Genomic DNA, 16,326 nt, shown 5'->3' with positions numbered 1-16,326 from the left:
TTCCGGCTGCCAAAGCGCCAACCGCAAGCGTCAGGATTCCCTCGAAAGCAGATGAATGGCAAAACCGTTGATCTCCTCTGTCAGGTAGATCAGACGCAGAGACCCGTCTTCATCATACTGGGCGGAATCCTGGTCAAAGGAATAGCCCTGTGCCTTTAGCTCCCGGATCGCCTGGTCCATATTTGGTGTATAAAAGCCCAGGTGCCCCTTGGTCCCCCGGCCCTTCTCCTTCATGAATTCAATTCTGTTGCCTGCGCCAAACCATGAGATCGGGGTCTCCTGCCCCTCCTCCATACCGAGTACATCGCGGATGAAGCCGCGCATGGCGTCCATCTCCTCCGCGGTCTCCGGATTGATTCCAACATGTACCAATGACAGCGCGATTGCCTTCATTTTCCGCCCCTCCTGGTAAGGCAAATTTTGTATTCCACGATAAAATCAATTCTGTGTTCTGTCCATAGGAATCTGCTCTTTTCTATATCGGAAAGCTCCGGACACAACTCGAGCAGGTTTCACTTGTCCCTTGATCCAATGAAGTAGGGGGCAGCGACAAAGAGGATGCCGCCAATCATATTTCCCAGCGTGACGACCAGGAGGTTGTAGCACCAGCCTCCCAGGCTGACGGCCTGACCGGCCGGATTCAAGAGAGCAGAGGTCAGCAGGGTCATGTTGGCCACACTGTGCTCAAAACCGGTCGTGATAAAGGCGAAGAGGCACCAGAAGCACATGAGGATCCTGGCGCTGTCACTCTTGACCCGAAAGCCACACCATACCGCCAGACAAACCAGGATATTACAGAGGATTCCGCGGCTTAAGAGAGGAATGAATCCGGCGGACATTTTTGCCAAAGCTCCCTTGGCGATAAATGCCGCCACCGCTTCCGTCTGCAGGCCGCTGGCGAAAAAGAGCAGAGCTAAGAGCATTGATCCCGCCAGATTGCCAAGCCAGCATACGACCCAGAGCTTGATGGTATCCGCCAGACTGACCTTACCTTCCATCACGCCCGAGGACATCACCATGGTATTCCCGGTAAAGAGCTCTCCACCCGCTATCACTACCAGACTCAAGGCAACTCCGAAGGAAAGTCCCATCACAAGCTTCGTGGCCGGGTTCCCGTTTAAAAGACCTCCGATGGTAAAGATGAGCAGGATTCCAAAGCCGATATAAGCGCCTGCCAACATGGACAAGAGAAAGTAACCCAGAGGATTCTTCTTTAACAAACTCAGCTTAACTGTCGCGGCATTGGTCATCGCCGCAAATTCTTCCTTATACATATGCGTTCCTCTTTCCTCAGGCTAATTTCCATCAGACTATTTTTTCAGGCTAGTTTTCATCAGGCTACTGTACGCCCTGTGCACCATTCTCTAACCACGGGCATCGTCCTTTTCTCCAGATAAGCGATCAATCGCCCCTGAATCTCTTTGTCGCAGGCGGATCGGTTTGCCCGAACTTCCCTTCCCTTTTCATTATACAGGAATTCCGGATATCCGTCCTCTGTCGCCAAAATCGGACCAGATTTAGCATACCCACAAAACCCAGATTTATCGCAGGTGAGTTCCTCCTTATTGCCCCTCTTGTTTTACCTCGTTCCGTCAGTATTTACACTCTCCGTGAAATATCCCGCTGGCTGAAGCAGCTGGAATGATTTTACCAGATAAGCATATGCCAATGGATCCACATTGCGGATATACCCAATCTTTTTAGCCCCTTTTATTGTCAGCCTGTCCTGACTGTATTGTCCCAGATCAGTAACCCTTGTGTATTCCTCTTGTCCTGTCAGAATGCATGCTGCCAGATACATCACCTCACAGGCCATCATCCCTGCATTTTCTCCATTGATCCTTCCCCGGAAAATATGCCCTTGTATAGAGTTGATGCCGTCAATGAAACCCTGATAATCATCCGATCGAATTCCACCACGCCCCATAATGCATAGACAGCTATCAATCGTGTCCAGCAAAACCTCCTCAACAGAGCTACTCAAGCTGCGGTATCCCATTTCGACCTGCGCGACATGGCGATACACATCGGCGACCGTTTGGAAGTCATCCATTTCTCCACTGAGTGTCCAACAATCAAACATCTGCTTGATGATCTCAAGTTCCTTATCTTTCCCAAAAGGTATTCCTATCGTGTGTGGTGCAAATGCCGTCAACTTATCGCCAAGGATACCGTTTTTGTCTGGCACCGTTACAATCATGTCCCTTCCCTCACTTAACAGCAAGTGGTTACGGATTGGTCTTTCTATCGTCTTCTTGTAAGGATTATGCTCAAACAGCACATCCAGCAGAATATGGATCTCCTTACCTGTCCGTGGTGATTGAAACAGAAAACGAAAATGACGTTTCTCAATGTTATTGCTTCCCTTTCGGACATGCTCCTCCACACTCAGGAAAGGAAATATCTTAGCTGCTTTCGCAATATAGTTATCTATATCTGTGCCAGGTTCAACGATGATATCAATATCTGTGCTTAATCTCCGAGGCTCATCTAAAAGAATAAGAAGAGCTGTGCCTCCCTTAAAAACAAAAGGCAGATTAACTGTCCGAATCGCCTCCAGAAGGCCAAATGCAAATATTGTCCGTTCCCTCTCTCATTCAAGCTCCGCCATAATCTGTTTAATCTCCGCAGCCCTGTTCCTTCTTCTTGCGTAACGGAGTATCTTTGGTCTTTCGACTCTATAGGTCTTCATTGCCTGTTCCACAACAGACGCATATTCTGCCACACTGTATGTACTGCGAATCAACTTATCGCAGTATATATCTACCAGCATTTTTTCCATCGTGATGATATGAGGGTGATTCGCAGACCGCGGTGCCTCTGATACCATGTCTGTTACAATGATGCAATTTGAAGCCCAATACAGATTAAAATCTTTCTTTGAAGGCTTATACATAACATTCATGTATCCGGCTTCCTGCAGAAAGCGAAACACAAAGACACTTGTATCCTTTTCAAGCTGAATAAATATTGTATTCTGGGCGACCAAATGATTTAGGAACTCATTTAAAAGAACTGTTTCAAAAATCGTAAATTTTATATATGGAAACTTCACAGTCACTTTATTCAGAAGCTCATTCGAAAGATCCGAATAGACAGGCTGATATTCCGGTAACACATCCCCTTCCTTAACCATATATTCGCCAAAGCCCGTTCGGGTGATTCCGCCAGATTTCAACATGCCGCCAACCGCCCACTGATAAGAACCATTATTTAACGACGGCTTAGCTTCCCTGAGCATAGAGACCAGTTGCTGTCGACTATACTTCACTTTCGGCTCCATATTTTGCGTTGTCTTGTCATACCAGGGCATTGATCTCACCTCCTGTCAGTAAATACTTCGACAGATTTTACGCTGAGATCTATTATAAATTGGAATACATCCTCAATCAATATATCTTGGCACTTTTTCCATTTTTTGCCAAAATATATTCTAAGAACATGTCATCGGCCTTTTCGCTTTTATCATCTTCAAGGCGGCGGTGATACAGGCAAATCCGGGTATGGCTTCCCCCTGGATGATGGCAATCACAAGCGATCCCAGTCCGGAGAAAATACCCTTGAGCACGACGATCTCACAGGTGCTTTTTGAGGAGATCCTGCTTTGTCAAAAGAAGGGTGCTCTCCCGCTCTTTCCTGTGAAACAGAGACAAAATGCCTGTGCCGATCCCGGCTCCAAGGTACAAGAGCGCAGCTATCTCTGGTCCTCCAAAAATTCGATTGGCTCGCGGTCTTTCGCCCGCATTGTGGCATGGACATGGACATGGACCGAAGTTGGGATAAAAAGAGGTATTGCTTTCGCAGCTTTTCTGTCGGCTTGTCGTCTGAAATTATCTGTTGACAACGATGTTAGGTTGTACTAACATCGTTATCGAGGATATCCTTGATAAAAGAGGAGGAAAATTTGTCTGGGAAAAGACTATCAAAAGACGCGAGGGAAAAACAAATTCAAAACGCGGCAAAAGAAATTTTTTGAAAAAAGGTTTTTTCAATACAACAATGGATGATGTCATTCTGTGCTCAGGCATGTCGGTCGGAGGAGTTTATCACTATTATAAAAATATATATGAGATTTTTATGACATCATGTCCCGGGGGCTTGACTATGGCGAGGAGAGAAGCCTTTTAAAGACAGGAGGAAAGCATACTTTAGAGACCTTTGTGACCTATATGCTGGATAAAATTTTTGACGACAACGAGTACAAAGATTTATTCACCATCCTTCTGGAGGGAATCGCAAGAGATCAAAAGCTGTTGGAAATATACAAAAAACTCAACATTAAGTATATTGACATACTGCATCGGGCCTTTAAAGACAGCGACATCCCGAATGATGTATTAGAGGATCCGTTTTTAATATTCTTCACGCACTCCTTGTTGATGGGCTACACCTCGTTTGGACCTTTAGGGGGAAAAGAAGCCTTTCAAAAGAACAGAGCTATCGTAAAAAGTATGATTTTACTCTATTTAAATGAATCTCAAGGGAGGAAAGACAAATGAAATTAAAAGACGTTATTATTGTCAGCTTACTTGGAGTTGTGGGTTTTGTAATTAGTATGATCTCAGGAGTGATCACGCAGGCCTTTGGAACATATGGCGTTTTTGTACATGTCTCCATCGGAAGCTTGTTATGCGCTCCCGTCTATTTTGTCATGTGCCATAAAATTCCCAAAAGAGGAACGGTTTTTATTTACTATCTGTTAGCGGGGATTATCTATTCCATTATGGGATTCATTCCCATGCTTCCAATTATGGCTTCAGCCGGCCTTTTTGGAGAATTATGCATCGGCAGCAGGAACAACTATACAAGCGATGACAGGATCAGTCTCTCCTATGTAATCTCTCAGGTGATTTACGCCCTTCACGGTTTTTTCTTTATCCTCTTCTTAGGCGTAGAGGGATTGGCAAAAACCTTCCCAAATTTATTTACGGCGGAAAAGGCCCAGATGGTAAAGGATACCTTCTTCAACGCAAAGAATATGGCAATCATATTGGCTGTGGAAATCATTGCGGCTGTTTTGGGAACACTGCTCGGCAAATATATTTACAATAAATTTTTTAACCGGGATATCAAAAAAGAAGGAATTCTGTCTTGAGCTTTACAGATCACACCAAAGAAAACCCAGGCGTCAAACCACTTTCAATCGGCATTCTCATGATGATTTATACAGGCATTGTGTTCTTCAGCACAATGCCTGTATATTGGATGATGCTGATTTTCAGTTTTGGATTGCTCATTCTCTTGAAAAGGAAAAAAGCAATCTCCCTGTTCTTATTTTATATTGCTCTCTTCGGACTGATTTTACTCATTTCAGGCCAACCCGCGATTTCAGGATGGATCGGATCGATCTATACCATGGGCCTTATTATTCTTAAGCTATTCCCTCTATGGATTTTAGCGGCTATCCTATCCGGCTTTCGCACATCGACAATCATATATTCCTTAAGGCGCCTTCATCTGCCGTATTCATTATGCATTGGGGTGGCTGTTTTTTTCCGTTTTATCCCGGAATACCGAGCCTATTTATCAGAAATAAAGGAGGGCTTAAAGGTCAGAAACATGGGCTTACATCTTTTAAGACCCATTCACAGTGTAGAAATTTATTTGGTTCCCCTGATTTACAAGGCCTTTGAAACAGGGGAGCTTCTATCCTGCGCTCTGATTACAAAGGGAATTGAATATGATTGTAAAAAAACCTCTTATGAAGATCTTTCTTTCGGCTGGATGGACTACGGCATTATCTTCATCGGATTTGTGTTTTTGGGGATTACGATATGGCAAAAAGTATAAAAGTTGATATCGAGAAATTTTCATACGGCGAAGAGACGATTTTACAGGATATCCATTTTTCTGTAGAAAAAGGAGAATTCATCGTTATTACTGGCCTGTCCGGCTGTGGGAAAACCAGCTTGCTGCGATTGTTAAACGGCCTGATTCCAAACCTGTACGACGGAGAGGTCAGCGGAACAATAAAGATATTGGATAGGTCGCTTTCTGACTATAAGAAAGGAGAAATCGCGAAATATGTCGGCAATGTCTTTCAAAATCCCAACGATCAATTTTTTTCGAGAGAAGTGGAAAATGAAGTGGCCCTTATTGGCGAGAATATGGGAATGGCGCGCCCGCTGCTGCGCGAAAGGGTGCGAGATGCCTTACAGGAGCTCAATATTATCGATTTAAAAGACAAAAATGTGAGGGAGCTCTCCGGAGGGCAAAAGCAAAAAGTAGCGATTGCTTCAACCCTTGTATTTGACAGTGAGATTATTTTTTTCGATGAGCCCTCGGCAAATCTTGACTATAAAGCAACAAATGACCTCGAAAAAATCTTAAGGCATTTGAAAGAGCAAGGTAAAACTGTAATTATCGCAGAACATAGATTGTCCTATTTGAGCCGGCTGTTGGACCGCCTGATCCTTTTGAAGGACGGCAAGCTCCGGGCGATTTTTACAGCTGAAGAGCTGACAGCTGATGTTGAACGAGAAAATAATCTGCGTTCTTTTCATCAACAGGATTTAAAAGCGACGATGGAGGCCCCCAATAATGATCCGATGATACACGTTGAAGACGTTTCTGTCTCTAATCACGAATACTGTTTGAAGGAGCCTGTTAATTTCACCTTAAACCAGGGGGAATGCATGGCGTTAATCGGTGAAAACGGGATCGGTAAGACAAGTCTTGCAAAAGAGCTGACAGGGCTGATTCCAATGCGAAAGGGGAATACATCCTATGGACAATCTGCTAGAAGCAGGTTATCTCATGTGGCAATCAGCCTGCAAAATTGCAGCAACATGTTTTTTTGCGAAACGGTTGAAAAGGAATTAATTCCGAGGGATAAAAGCAGAGATCAAAGGTATTTGGCAGAGGCCAAAAAATATCTGATTGAAATGGAACTATGGGATAAAAGACTCTTGAACCCCCATGACTTATCAGGCGGCGAAAAACAGAGATTGGCTCTTCTTATCGCTCTGCTTAAAGATTCTGAATTTGTTATTTTGGACGAGCCCACGGCCGGACTGGATTATCGCAGGATGACGCTTGTCGCAAACGCTATCAAAGAAAAAATCAAGAGCACCCCTGTCATGCTCATAACTCACGATATTGAACTTATGTTTCAGACCTGCAACACTGCCTATCTGCTTTCCAAAAATGGAAACAAAAAGATAGATGTCCCGGGGAATGAACGTATAATATTAGATTTCCTGAAGCAAAATACATTTTGAGACTTCCCAGAAGTCATTCCCTCGCATATAGTCGTATGAAGCATCCGTCATAAAACGTATGCTATTTTCTCTTGCCTTTTGATAAACGTCCGGTTCCGATGTTTTGAACGTCTTCAAGCCTATTGTCTTCCTCCTCAGAATCTGACAACAATCCATGTAGCAAAATGATACTCCAGGAATCGAAATCCGACAGGATAACCTCTGATTCTGAATATTCCGAGCTCAGGGTACCATCATTCCGCAGAATGATACCGTTCGTCCGCAACAGCGTACTTCTCTGATTATCGAATAAATTTCGCGGCATAGTACCGTTTTTCCGCGCATGCGTACTGCGGCAAATCCGGCGTAGAATCCAAGATGGGAAATAGTCCCGATTCTACGAAAGAAGGCCTTTATTATGGCCAAACGGATTCAGGTGCGGCTGATTATGCAGTTGCACGCAGACGGTATGTCACAGGATGACATCGCCACAAGCCGACACATGTCGAAAAGCTCTATCAGCAAGGTGCTGGCTGTCGCAAGGGAGAAGAACATTACGTATGCGGATATCAAGGACAAGGATGATACCGCTGTATACAAGATGTTTTTTCCGGATAATCTTCTAACGGAAGACATCTACGAGCTTCCGGATTACGATGCCGTCAGCGAAGAGCCCAAGCAGGTCGGTGTCACGATGATGAATCTCTGGAAAGAATACAAAGACAAATGCCGTGAACACGGAACCATAGCCGTCGGGAAAACGAAATTCTTCGACGATTATGCGAAATACCGCCAGACACATGATATTTCCAACCACCTCGAACATAAGCCCGGCGAGCGCTGTGAGGTTGACTGGAGTGGCCCCACAATGAAGGTTGTGAACCGGTACACCGGCGAAGCGATTACGGTCTATCTTTTTGTCAGCTGTCTCACGTACAGCCGTTATGCTTACGTAGAGGCGACGCTGAATATGAAGATGGATACCTGGCTCAGATGTCGTGTCCATATGTATGAGGCCTTTGGCGGTGTCCCTACGCGAACGATTTGTGACAACCTCAAGACCGGTGTCGTTAAACATCCTAAGGAAGGAGAAGTTATACTTACCGATGCCTACGAGATGCTGGGACTCCATTACATGACGGCGATCATGCCAGCTGCAGTCAGAAAACCGAAACAGAAGGCATCTGTAGAAAATACAGTTGGGAACATTGCAACCGCTGTAATCGCCTCACTTCGCCACCGCACGTATTATGATGTTTCTTCACTGCAGGAAGCTATCAGAGTGGCTGTGAAGCGTTATAATGACCAGTCATTCCAGAAACGTACAGGAAGCCGTTCTTCCATCCTTGAAGAGGAGAAAAGGTATCTCCGCCCGCTTCCAGCAGTTCCATATGAGGTATCGACACTTGTTCCGGATCGTAAGGTTTATCCGAACTGCCACGTTTCTCTCCTGAAAAACTGGTACTCAGTGCCGTATATCTACCGTGGCAAAAAGGTGGATGTCAGATATACAGAGACAACTGTTGAAATCTTCTTTGACCATCAGCGGATCGCCTCACACCCGAAGTTCCCCGATTATGTGACGAACAGGTATTCCACCCATGCGTCGGATATGCCGGATGAGTTTAACAAACCGGAAATGGATCAGGAACGCATGTGTGCATGGGCTTCTACCATCGGGCCGAACACCAGGGAGGTAATTGACCGGATCTTCCGCAGCGTAAAATTAAAAGAACAGGGCTATAATGCAGCTTTGTCCGTGCTTCATCTCAGCAGGCATTACTCGAATGACCGTTTCGAAGATGCGTGTCAGATTGCCCTCGCGAATACCACATCGCCCCGTTACAAATATCTTAAGGCGATTCTGGCGAGCAATCAAGGCCTCGTCCTCCGCGAGCGTAAAACCACTCAGAATAAGCCTGAAATCTCACAGACGGAGGACAATGCCTCAGGAGCTTATGTCCGCGGCGCCAGTTATTACGGAGGAGGTGCTCACGATGATCAGTGATGAATCCAGACGTAAACTCCGCGAAATGCAGCTTGAACAGATGGTCGAAGCGCTCGATAACCAGGAGGCAAACCGGGAGACTTATCTAAGCATGAGCTTTGATGCCCGTCTGAATCTTCTGATTGACGAATGCTACACCGCGAAGAATAATGACCGCGTCAAAAGGCTGCTCCGTTGTGCAAAGCTGAGGTATCCCAATGCAGACATCAATACGATGTACTATGAGGGGCGCGACCTGAACCGGAACACCGTACTTGGTCTTGGCACATGTGGCTTTATTACCAGCCGCACCAACCTCATCATAAACGGTTTTACAGGTTCCGGAAAGACTCATCTGGCTTGTGCAATAGGGAAGGAATCCTGTAGGCATCTGCACCGGACACGATATTTCCGTATGCCAGAAATGCTCGAGATGCTGAACCTGGCAATGGAAACTGGCCACAGCATTACCAGTACTGTCACGAAACTTTCGAACTATCACCTTCTCATCATAGATGAATGGCTCCTCGATATCCCTTCTGAACAGGAGGACAAATATCTCCTGGAGATCTTCGAAAGACGTTACGATCAATGGCCGACCATCTTTTGTTCGCAGTACAAAACGAGCGAATGGCATCCCCGCCTCGGCGATGGTGTCGTTGCGGATGCCATCATGGATAGAATCGTCCATAATGCAATGACTATTAACTCAGGGACGATGAATATGCGGGAATTCCTTGCCGCACATCCAATCTGACCCTGCGGTATCATTTGGCGGAAAGGCGGTACCCTTGTCGCGGTCAAAAGACCGCTCGCCCGGATTAGCGGTCTTTTGACCGCGGAATATTCACTGATTCTGGTATATCAATCTCCATGCAGGCAAATCGTTCGCCTTTCCAGCCGTTTTCCCCTCGTTCCCTGCGAAGATCAAGTTTCTTACGCTCTCCCTCCCACATATACCAAGCCCAGACAGGATAGGAAACGCCTTTTGCGCCATCTCTTTATATTCCTTCACAAACAGATCAAGCGGTCACTTTAACTTTTATCCAAACTTAGTCATCCTTATTTTTCTTTGTCGAAACTTTTCAATGTAAATGCAACACACTGTTGCATTTACATTGAAAAGTTTCGATCGGTTTTCAGTGTTTGCAAAATACACTTTTCGAACTTGACAATTTAACGCGCGTATGGCAAGCTCATTTTGCAAAAGGAGGTATGAGTGATGCATGCCCTTATCAATCGCCCGGTCTATATGGAACAGCTTATCAGCTTCCGGGAAAAACAAATTATAAAAGTGGTGACAGGAATCCGTCGCTGCGGAAAATCAACGCTGTTTGATTTGTACTGTGAGTATCTGCGAAAGGATGGCGTCGGGGACGATCAGATCATCCGTATCAATCTTGAAGATCCTGATTATTTCGATATACAGGACTATATGCAGTTATATAACTTGATTAAGGATCGTCTGGTCTCTGACAAAATGAACTATATCTTCATTGATGAAGTACAGACAGTTCCAAACTTTCAGAAGGCTGTGGATGGTCTTTTTATCAAGCCAAACTGCGATGTATATATCACAGGCTCGAACGCCTATATGCTGTCCGGCGAGCTGGCAACCCTTCTCTCCGGCCGCTATGTTGAGATCAAGATGCTGCCGCTTTCCTTTAAGGAATACATTTCCGCATTGGAAGATGATACGGACTTGCAAATGAAGTACCAGCGCTATATTCAGAATGGATCGTTCCCCTATATTCTGCAATTATCCCGCCGCCGAGACATCAATGCGTATCTGGAAGGAATCTATACTTCCATCGTCTTGAAAGACATTGTTGCAAGGCATCGTATATCCGATGCAGGGATGCTTGATAGTGTAATCCGATTTATGTTTGATAACATTGGCAATCTGTGTTCCGCAACCAATATTGCGAACACCATGACCTCCAAGGGACGCAAGATTTCAGCGCCTACGGTGGAAAACTATCTTTCCGCTCTTGTTGACAGCTTTGTTCTCTACAAAGCAGGCAGGTATGATGTGAAGGGAAAACAGCACCTTGCTACCGGCAGCAAGTATTATCTCTCCGACATTGGTTTGCGCTACTACCTGCTTGGCAGCAAGCGGGCCGATTTGGGGCATATTCTGGAAAATGTCGTATATCTGGAGCTGCTGCGCCGGGGTTATGAAATATACATTGGGAAAGTTGGTTCGGCAGAGGTTGATTTTATCGCAATAGGTGACGAGGGTGAAGAATACTATCAGGTGGCGTACACTGTAAATGACGCCGATGGAAAAACCCTCGCGCGTGAGCTTGCGCCATTAGAAAGTATCAAGGATCACAATCCGAAACACCTAATTACCATGGATTTCGTTCCGCTGACTTCCCACAACGGGATCAAGCAGATCAACGCTTTAGAATGGCTGCTGCACTAACTTTATAATAAGCGACCTCGAAGCAAGTAAGGATGATTTGTTTGATTCTTATTGAAATCGCGCTTTGACGATTACTACATGTTCCATACACTTTAGACACTAAGACAACAAAGGATGGTTGGAAAACGGTAATGAGATTAGAAAAACTGAGAATTAAAGGATTTCGCAATTTCAATGATACAGAAGTAGTGTTTCAAGAGAAGTCCCTTATCATTGGTGCTAACGATGTGGGAAAAACAAATCTCTTATATGCATTAAGACTCTTATTTGACAAAACAATCAGCGAGCACGATTTGGAATTGTCCGATAGTGACTATAATGCATATTCTGGTACGGATGCTATTGAAATAACCGCGTTCTTCTGCGAAGTTACTGAGGAGTGCTTATTAAGTACTTTTGGCGGTGCAGTTAAGGATGGTAAAGTGGTTATTAGATACTCAAATCATAAAGGCGGTACGTATAAGATTTGGGCCGGTTACGACACTACAACTCTTTCTGAACTTCAGACTAGGCAATACATTAAAAGACTGAATATGCAGTATGTTGATACAAATCGAAATCTGTTTTCTTTCCTAAATCATGAGAGAATCAGAATGCTGCAAATGGCAAAAGAGAAGTTATCTGCTGAGGATGTCGCTTCAGACACTCAAAAGATACAGCAAATACAAGATGGTTTGAATGCAATTAACAATGATATTAGTTCTTTGCATTATATTTCCACTTCTCTGGAACAAGTGAATAGCGAATTAGGAAAGTTATCGGTACATAACGAAGACCAGACTGTTCGCTTTATAGCAGGAGAGAGTAAGGCTGATAAGCTACTCGACAATCTGATCTTAGCATATTCTACGGGTGATACTCCTTTGTCTATAGGTGGAGATGGGAGAAACAACCAAATTTTTCTTGCAACATGGATTGCAAAACAACATATTCAGGAAAGCATTGATCATGTAACTTTTTATGCGATTGAAGAACCTGAAGCACATTTGCACCCGCACCAACAGCGCAAATTATCTGCGTATATTCAAGAAAACTTTGATGCTCAGGTTTTCGTAACTACACATTCACCGCATATTGCATCAAGATTCGATCCTGCCAGTATCGTAAGGCTGTATGCCGAGAACAAGTACACTTTTGCTGCTTGCGGTGGATGCAGTCACATACTGAAAACCGTATTTGATAACTTCGGATATAGACTGAATTCTTTATCAGCAGAAGCCTTCTTCTCTGACGGTGTTTTTCTGGTTGAAGGGACTTCGGAAGTGTTGCTGTATACGGCTTTAGCGAAAGAGATAGACCTTGAGTTGGATCGACATAACATATCTGTTCTCTCAGTCGAGGGAATAGGCTTTAAGCCATATGTGGCAGTATTCAATGCGCTGAATATTCCGTGGGTGCTGCGAACCGATAACGATATTTTCTCAAAGCCGAAGAATGCTCCAACAAAAAAATACTTTGCCGGCATATCACGAATAATGGGGATTATTGAGGGTATCGGTGACAACAGTACCGGATTACTCAATTATTGGGAGTCTCATTCTCAAGAGAATGAGTGGGATAAAGATAAGGAACCCCCTGAATCTGCTGCGAAGTTAAATGTTTATATAAGGGCATTAGCGGAGCATTTGGGCATTTTCCTGTCTGAAACTGACCTGGAAAATGATCTTGCAAATAGCACTTTGGCTGGTGCACTTGTAACGCATTATGGGAAAAGTGAACATTCAGCTCTCGTAAGTTCGATGCAAAAGAAAAAAGCTGAAAACATGCTTGAATTCATAAACAGCAATTATAAGAATCTCTCTGTTCTCAAAGGAAGTAAAATAGCAGCGCCTCTTGAAATGATAGTTAACACAGTTGTGGGAAAGGTGCGTCCTGGTGATGATAAGACAACCGACTGATGAGCAAAACAGAATAATCAGTCATACTGGCAATATTGTAGTTACTGCTAAGCCCGGATCGGGGAAAACATACACGATAGTCGAAAAGATCGCAGATATACTCCCTGGTTTGCCTGCGCACAAGGGAGTAATTGCTATATCGTTTACAAACAAAGCAAGTGACGAATTAAAGAAACGCTGTAAATATCGGTGTTCCGATACAAAACAATCCTTCTTTGGGACAATTGATAAATTTTATATCTCACAGGTTATCATTCCTTTTGCAAGTCATGTTACAGGCAAAACAACTGACTTTGAAATTATTGACACAGTTTCCGAAGAAAGCCGATTTGCTGCTCTTTCAAAGTGTGAGGGCGAGCTGTCTTCGACAAAAACTGCACTTTTGGTTGAGGGGTTGTGCGAAGGTAAGATTTTTCTAAAATACACCGGTGAAACAGCAATGTATCTGTTGGAAAATGTGCCAGGGGCGCTATATTATATTAAGGCAAGGTATTCCCATATTATCATTGACGAATATCAGGACTGTGGGGATATTCAAGATAAAATCTTTCTAAAGTTAGTTGAAAATGGTTTGATTGGAATTGCTGTTGGTGACATTAATCAGGCGATATACGGATTTACAAACCGATTTCCTAAATATTTGATTGCCTTAATTGGGCGAACCGATTTTACACATTTTGAGTTGACCAGAAATCACAGGTGCCATCCTGGGATTTCTGAATACTCGCTATGTCTTTTTAATGCATCAAAAACAATACCAGAAGACAAGAGAGTTTTTCTAGTTCGTGTTGCGGGGGATGAACGTAATATTGCAGCAGCAATAGATGCTCGTATTGATGCAATAAAAGAAAAGTACGACGTTTCCAATAATAATCAAATAGCTGTTCTATGCAGAAGCAATAGCACTGTTTCTATAACAAGCAATGCCTTGCGGACGCCGCATAAAATATTTGAAGAGACCGTGCTTGATAGAGACAACTCTGAATCCGGACGGTTTTTTCGGGAGCTTCTCTCTTCTTGTTTCGACAAAAATACGTTTGCTGTTGACTATGCTGAACAGCTATTCTCTGAAGAATTTGAGCCAACAAAGTATAGATCAGCTCTTCTATTGTGCCAGAGAGTTTTCACATATCCCCTTGACACTTTCTACGAAGCAGAAAGTGACATCAAAGAGCTCGCTAAATTGGTTTGTGCACAAAAGATAACCGCAGCTTCGGTGAATAATCTTCAATCAGTTATAAGAGATACCCAACAACTAAAGAATTATATTCCTGCGTTGGACGATGAGATTAACCTGATGACGCTACATAAATCTAAGGGGCTGGAATTCAATATTGTCTTTCACATGGACCTGTACAAATGGATAATGCCAAATGAATACGGCGATGAAACGTCCATTCTTCAAGATTTAAATCTTCACTATGTTGGAATAACAAGAGCAAAAGACGTGTGTTATATTATGAATGGGAGTAGGCGTTATAGGAAAAGACAAAATGATTTTATTTCCGCTGAGCCATCCCCTTTTCTTAACAGACCCGGACTCGTAGAAAGAAGATACGATGTTTGTTGGTAATAAATAACTACAACTTGCATAAACATACTTAGAAATAAAGTGTTCTTGAAATGCGTCTCTTCGGAGGCGCTTTTCATTTGTCAAAAATCAAAAAAGGAGGTTCACACATGCCAAGCAAACTTCAACTCTATTCTCAGATGGCCGATGACGCCGCGCGGCAGATCGCCGGCAGCTATCGAAGCTGGACCTGCTTTCTGGAGATGGCGGCACGGCTCTACAAGTATCCGTTCAATGAACAGCTCATGATCTATGCCCAGCGTCCCGATGCCGTTGCCTGTGCGGAATACGATTTCTGGAATGACCGCATGCGGCGCTATGTTCGCCGTGGCTCCAAAGGAATTGCCCTGATCGACTCCAGCGGCGACAATCCACGCCTGCGGTACGTCTTTGATGTGTCCGACACCAGGGGCCGGGAAAACTCGATCCCCGTGTGGCGCTGGCGCTACCGGGAGGAATATGCCGATACGGTATCTGCGGCATTGGAACGTGCCTACGACGTTTCCGGTGAAAACGGCCTTGCAACGCAACTTGAACAGATCGCTTCCCGACTTGCAGGTGAGTATTGGGACACCAATGCGAGGGACATCATCGACATCATTGATGATTCTTTTCTCGAAGAGTATGATGATTTCAACATCGGAGCGGCATTTCGGAACGCCGCGACGGTCAGCATCACCTACTCCCTCCTGTCTCGCTGTGAGTTGGGACCGGGAGATTATTTTGAACATGAGGACTTTCTGAGTATTTTCGATTTCAATACGCCTGCCACGGTTTGTGCCCTGGGCACGGCGGTCAGTGAGATCAACCAGCAGGTTCTCCGTGAAATTGAAGCAACCATACGAAACTATGAGCGCGCCCGCCGCGCAGAAAGGATGGAAAGCCATGAGCGAACCGACTTACACGAAGAACGGGGACTATCAGATTCCCGACCTGAGCCTAACGGAGCAGCCGCAAATGTCCCTGGGCAAGTACGGAAGGATGCGGAAGAATTATCTGAAGGAGCAGCGCCCGGTACTCTGGAACCGGATGCTCCTGTCCGAGACACTTTATCCCCATCTGAGGGAGATCAACGAGACAGCGAACCGGAGGCTGGAGCAGCTCATGCCGGAGCTGATGAAGCAGAATGGAGTGACGGAGGAGCTGAAGGCCAGCGACCCGATGAAGTGGACGGGCCTGATGAACAACCTGAAGGCACAGGCAGAGGAAACGATCCTTACGGAGCTGGTGTTCAGCTAAGCCTG

General features: G+C 44.7%; 17 protein-coding genes. 12 read left to right on the top strand and 5 right to left on the bottom strand.

The window, feature by feature from the left end:
• Positions 1 to 30: 30 nt before the first annotated feature.
• The 4 genes from HMPREF1508_RS00995 to HMPREF1508_RS10110 all read right to left on the bottom strand — a co-directional run bounded on the left by HMPREF1508_RS00995 (position 31) and on the right by HMPREF1508_RS10110 (position 3,313).
• The gene (locus HMPREF1508_RS00995) at positions 31 to 393 is read right to left on the bottom strand and encodes a VOC family protein (protein ID WP_044958624.1); all 363 of its coding nucleotides are present in this window, start codon (positions 391 to 393) and stop codon (positions 31 to 33) included.
• 119 nt (positions 394 to 512) lie between these two features.
• Complete coding sequence (locus tag HMPREF1508_RS00990; protein WP_044958623.1) at positions 513 to 1,274, bottom strand: formate/nitrite transporter family protein; 762 nt, start codon at positions 1,272 to 1,274, stop codon at positions 513 to 515.
• A 305-nt stretch (positions 1,275 to 1,579) separates the two neighbouring features.
• Positions 1,580 to 2,536, bottom strand: a complete 957-nt coding sequence (locus HMPREF1508_RS09825; RefSeq protein ID WP_278244571.1) for a nucleotidyl transferase AbiEii/AbiGii toxin family protein — start codon at positions 2,534 to 2,536, stop codon at positions 1,580 to 1,582.
• A 57-nt stretch (positions 2,537 to 2,593) separates the two neighbouring features.
• Positions 2,594 to 3,313 carry a DUF6577 family protein gene (locus HMPREF1508_RS10110; protein WP_044958622.1) on the bottom strand — a complete coding sequence of 240 codons (720 nt, stop codon included), beginning with the start codon at positions 3,311 to 3,313 and terminating at the stop codon, positions 2,594 to 2,596.
• Between the two features lie 247 nt (positions 3,314 to 3,560).
• On the opposite strand from HMPREF1508_RS10110, the gene HMPREF1508_RS10325 reads away from it, so the two are divergent.
• The 11 genes from HMPREF1508_RS10325 to HMPREF1508_RS00930 all read left to right on the top strand — a co-directional run bounded on the left by HMPREF1508_RS10325 (position 3,561) and on the right by HMPREF1508_RS00930 (position 15,085).
• Complete coding sequence (locus HMPREF1508_RS10325) at positions 3,561 to 3,863, top strand: hypothetical protein (protein ID WP_198015533.1); 303 nt, start codon at positions 3,561 to 3,563, stop codon at positions 3,861 to 3,863.
• Positions 3,847 to 4,128, top strand: a complete 282-nt coding sequence (locus HMPREF1508_RS10670) for a TetR/AcrR family transcriptional regulator (RefSeq protein WP_330365228.1) — start codon at positions 3,847 to 3,849, stop codon at positions 4,126 to 4,128. Before HMPREF1508_RS10325 ends, HMPREF1508_RS10670 begins: the two co-directional genes overlap by 17 nt.
• Before the next feature lie 41 nt (positions 4,129 to 4,169).
• Complete coding sequence (locus HMPREF1508_RS10490; protein ID WP_242834469.1) at positions 4,170 to 4,499, top strand: hypothetical protein; 330 nt, start codon at positions 4,170 to 4,172, stop codon at positions 4,497 to 4,499.
• Positions 4,496 to 5,095, top strand: a complete 600-nt coding sequence (locus HMPREF1508_RS00970; RefSeq protein WP_044958621.1) for an MptD family putative ECF transporter S component — start codon at positions 4,496 to 4,498, stop codon at positions 5,093 to 5,095. Before HMPREF1508_RS10490 ends, HMPREF1508_RS00970 begins: the two co-directional genes overlap by 4 nt.
• Positions 5,092 to 5,790, top strand: coding sequence for an energy-coupling factor transporter transmembrane component T family protein (locus HMPREF1508_RS00965; RefSeq protein WP_198015532.1), 699 nt, complete (start codon positions 5,092 to 5,094; stop codon positions 5,788 to 5,790). Before HMPREF1508_RS00970 ends, HMPREF1508_RS00965 begins: the two co-directional genes overlap by 4 nt.
• Complete coding sequence (locus tag HMPREF1508_RS00960; RefSeq protein ID WP_044958620.1) at positions 5,775 to 7,220, top strand: ABC transporter ATP-binding protein; 1,446 nt, start codon at positions 5,775 to 5,777, stop codon at positions 7,218 to 7,220. Before HMPREF1508_RS00965 ends, HMPREF1508_RS00960 begins: the two co-directional genes overlap by 16 nt.
• 397 nt (positions 7,221 to 7,617) lie before the next feature.
• Positions 7,618 to 9,207 carry an IS21 family transposase gene (gene istA / locus HMPREF1508_RS00950; protein WP_044958617.1) on the top strand — a complete coding sequence of 530 codons (1,590 nt, stop codon included), beginning with the start codon at positions 7,618 to 7,620 and terminating at the stop codon, positions 9,205 to 9,207.
• Positions 9,197 to 9,943 (top strand): ATP-binding protein, encoded by a 747-nt coding sequence (locus HMPREF1508_RS00945; protein WP_044958616.1) that lies wholly within the window; start codon positions 9,197 to 9,199, stop codon positions 9,941 to 9,943. The genes istA and HMPREF1508_RS00945 overlap by 11 nt, the downstream gene beginning before the upstream one ends.
• Before the next feature lie 465 nt (positions 9,944 to 10,408).
• On the top strand, positions 10,409 to 11,614 hold the full coding sequence (locus HMPREF1508_RS00940) for an ATP-binding protein (RefSeq protein WP_044958615.1): 1,206 nt from the start codon (positions 10,409 to 10,411) through the stop codon (positions 11,612 to 11,614).
• Positions 11,615 to 11,745: 131 nt separating this feature from the next.
• On the top strand, positions 11,746 to 13,512 hold the full coding sequence (locus HMPREF1508_RS00935) for an ATP-dependent nuclease (RefSeq protein WP_044958614.1): 1,767 nt from the start codon (positions 11,746 to 11,748) through the stop codon (positions 13,510 to 13,512).
• The gene (locus HMPREF1508_RS00930) at positions 13,493 to 15,085 is read left to right on the top strand and encodes a UvrD-helicase domain-containing protein (RefSeq protein ID WP_044958612.1); all 1,593 of its coding nucleotides are present in this window, start codon (positions 13,493 to 13,495) and stop codon (positions 15,083 to 15,085) included. The genes HMPREF1508_RS00935 and HMPREF1508_RS00930 overlap by 20 nt, the downstream gene beginning before the upstream one ends.
• 101 nt (positions 15,086 to 15,186) lie before the next feature.
• Here HMPREF1508_RS00930 and HMPREF1508_RS09820 read toward each other — a convergent pair whose 3' ends face one another.
• Positions 15,187 to 15,969, bottom strand: a complete 783-nt coding sequence (locus HMPREF1508_RS09820; RefSeq protein ID WP_084640151.1) for a hypothetical protein — start codon at positions 15,967 to 15,969, stop codon at positions 15,187 to 15,189.
• Between HMPREF1508_RS09820 and HMPREF1508_RS09815 the strand changes: the two genes are divergently transcribed.
• The gene (locus tag HMPREF1508_RS09815; RefSeq protein ID WP_084640149.1) at positions 15,968 to 16,321 is read left to right on the top strand and encodes a TnpV protein; all 354 of its coding nucleotides are present in this window, start codon (positions 15,968 to 15,970) and stop codon (positions 16,319 to 16,321) included. The genes HMPREF1508_RS09820 and HMPREF1508_RS09815 overlap by 2 nt on opposite strands.
• The last annotated feature ends 5 nt before the right edge of the window (positions 16,322 to 16,326 follow it).

The organism is Shuttleworthella sp. MSX8B, from assembly GCF_000524295.1.
GTDB classification, from domain to species: domain Bacteria; phylum Bacillota; class Clostridia; order Lachnospirales; family Lachnospiraceae; genus Shuttleworthia; species Shuttleworthia satelles.
The sequence above is the reverse complement of the archived record's forward strand: the minus strand, read 5'-3'. Positions and strand labels throughout refer to the sequence as shown.

Bases quoted from the DNA above. Each gene is read 5' to 3' on its own strand.
- HMPREF1508_RS00995 (WP_044958624.1), bottom strand. From the start codon at position 393: ATGAAGGCAATCGCGCTGTCATTGGTACATGTTGGAATCAATCCGGAG.
- HMPREF1508_RS00990 (WP_044958623.1), bottom strand. From the start codon at position 1,274: ATGTATAAGGAAGAATTTGCGGCGATGACCAATGCCGCGACAGTTAAG.
- HMPREF1508_RS10110 (WP_044958622.1), bottom strand. From the start codon at position 3,313: ATGCCCTGGTATGACAAGACAACGCAAAATATGGAGCCGAAAGTGAAG.
- HMPREF1508_RS10670 (WP_330365228.1), top strand. From the start codon at position 3,847: ATGTTAGGTTGTACTAACATCGTTATCGAGGATATCCTTGATAAAAGA.
- HMPREF1508_RS10490 (WP_242834469.1), top strand. From the start codon at position 4,170: ATGCTGGATAAAATTTTTGACGACAACGAGTACAAAGATTTATTCACC.
- HMPREF1508_RS00970 (WP_044958621.1), top strand. From the start codon at position 4,496: ATGAAATTAAAAGACGTTATTATTGTCAGCTTACTTGGAGTTGTGGGT.
- HMPREF1508_RS00960 (WP_044958620.1), top strand. From the start codon at position 5,775: ATGGCAAAAAGTATAAAAGTTGATATCGAGAAATTTTCATACGGCGAA.
- istA (WP_044958617.1), top strand. From the start codon at position 7,618: ATGGCCAAACGGATTCAGGTGCGGCTGATTATGCAGTTGCACGCAGAC.
- HMPREF1508_RS00945 (WP_044958616.1), top strand. From the start codon at position 9,197: ATGATCAGTGATGAATCCAGACGTAAACTCCGCGAAATGCAGCTTGAA.
- HMPREF1508_RS00940 (WP_044958615.1), top strand. From the start codon at position 10,409: ATGCATGCCCTTATCAATCGCCCGGTCTATATGGAACAGCTTATCAGC.
- HMPREF1508_RS00935 (WP_044958614.1), top strand. From the start codon at position 11,746: ATGAGATTAGAAAAACTGAGAATTAAAGGATTTCGCAATTTCAATGAT.
- HMPREF1508_RS00930 (WP_044958612.1), top strand. From the start codon at position 13,493: ATGATAAGACAACCGACTGATGAGCAAAACAGAATAATCAGTCATACT.
- HMPREF1508_RS09815 (WP_084640149.1), top strand. From the start codon at position 15,968: ATGAGCGAACCGACTTACACGAAGAACGGGGACTATCAGATTCCCGAC.
- HMPREF1508_RS09820 (WP_084640151.1), bottom strand. From the start codon at position 15,969: ATGGCTTTCCATCCTTTCTGCGCGGCGGGCGCGCTCATAGTTTCGTAT.